This is a genomic window from Caldicellulosiruptoraceae bacterium PP1, assembly GCA_041320695.1.
GTDB lineage: Bacteria > Bacillota > Thermoanaerobacteria > Caldicellulosiruptorales > Caldicellulosiruptoraceae > JBGGOQ01.
Window position 1 is genome coordinate 1 of sequence record JBGGOQ010000028.1, and the last position, 1,833, is coordinate 1,833.

Consider the following 1,833-nt stretch of genomic DNA (forward strand, 5'->3'; position numbering starts at 1 on the left):
TAGCCGTTTGCAAAAAGAGTGAGGTGAATATTAATAAAAAGGGATAATAGGAATTAAATACAATAAAATCATATAGATAAAAGGAAATAGATGAGAAAAAAACATAATATAAGTAGAAGTTAGAAAGGGAAGATTGAAAGAAAAAAGTTTTAAGTTGCGAAGAAGGCAATAAAAAGCCATACCCTCTAAGGAAGTGTTTTAGAGGATTTAAAGATGTAAAGTAATGAGGAATAAAAAGATTGTGTAATAAGCAAAGATAAAGGATGAAGAATTTAAGCAATAAGTTTTTTTAGTTTATTGAATTTTTTGAAAGTAAGTTTAGAACAATGAAGTTTAATGTTATGAGCAAGAATAAATAACAAATTAAAAGAGATAGAAGAAAGTAAGAAATCAGAGAAAATAGAAATATGATCAAGAGTTTGGATGATATCGAAACCCATAAAAGATTTAAGGTGGAAGATGGTTTGTTCAATAGTAGTACGTTTTTTATAGAGATTAAAGAATTCTTGAGAGTGTCTGTTAATACCAGGGAAAGAACGAATGTTGTCTGGGTATGTATAAAACATTCTGCCAGATTTAGAAGAAGAACAAGGCTGAGGGCAAGAACATAGACGTTTATTATTTTTGAAAGAAGATAAAGGACATACCCATTTAAAACGTAAAGAACGATTTTTACCCTGACATTTACCATTTGATTTAAAGGGAAGGTTAAACTTTTTGCAAATAGGGGTACCATCTTGAGAAATAATGATATTGGGGTCAGTAGAGGTATTATTTTTGATAGCTCTTTTATTAAGTGGGATAACTATTTTAGAGAGATTGTAAGTATTTTTCAAGGTGGAATAAATATCAATGCAATCCAAAGCACTATCAGCAATAAATGTAGAGAAATTCTTTGGGATATATGAGAATAATTTATCAAGGCAAGGTATTAAAGCTTTTGAATCAGAAATAGTTTTATCTTGTATAGGGTCAGGAGAAGATATATTAGTATCAAATAAAGGTACAACAGCTAAAGGGATACCGAGTGCATTTGTAACGATAGCAAATTTTAGAGCCCAGCAGAAATGGCCATTTACGAACATAAGACGGATATTAGGATTAGCAGAAGCTATTTTAGGTAAAGAAGAATAGACAAGGGAATAAATTTTATCAGAATCCATGTTAGGATTATTTTTAGATGTATTTTTCAAGAGAGATTGAATGAATTTAGGGTTATTTTCATGGACATTAGGAACAAGACCAGTAGTATCGAAGATTAAAGTAGAAGCGAGATCTGGGGAATGGTGCAATGATATATTATGAGCATGTAAAGAGATGTTATAAAATAATTTTTCGATTTCATGGACAAAGATTTTTCTAAAACGAGAGAAAGTAGAAATAGAAGGAACATTGTTGAGGTTACAAAAAGAACGAAGTTCATATGATTTAGAGAGGACAGCACGGAGTTGAGTTAAAGTACTGAGTTTGAGAATTTTTTGGACAAAGAAAGCACAGAGCATAGATTCTAATGAAAAATTTCTATGCTTACCGAAGTATTTATAATAAGCTTTATAGAAGGAATCAGGGATAAATTGAGAAAGATTGATGAACTTTTCAAACAAGCCTAAAAGGCTTTCTGGCTGATGTAAGGCAGAAGCCTTTAGATGGGAATAAAGGTCTAAGAAAGAAAGTTGTTTAGATTTATTACAAAACATTTGTGGACCCTCCTCATAATAGAATAAATGATTTATATAAACATATTTTACTATAATTATGAGGAGGGATTCCAGACTTTTTTAGGTTTATAAAAGTGTTGATAATGCTCATCTTGAGCATTTTTGCAAAAGGCTA

Annotated in this window: 1 protein-coding gene; it reads right to left on the minus strand. The window is 30.4% G+C overall.

What is annotated here, in order from left to right; all coding sequences use genetic code 11:
* Positions 1-272 precede the first annotated feature (272 nt).
* Complete coding sequence (locus tag ACAG39_12405) at positions 273-1,697, minus strand: transposase (GenBank protein MEZ0538022.1); 1,425 nt, start codon at positions 1,695-1,697, stop codon at positions 273-275.
* Positions 1,698-1,833 lie beyond the last annotated feature (136 nt).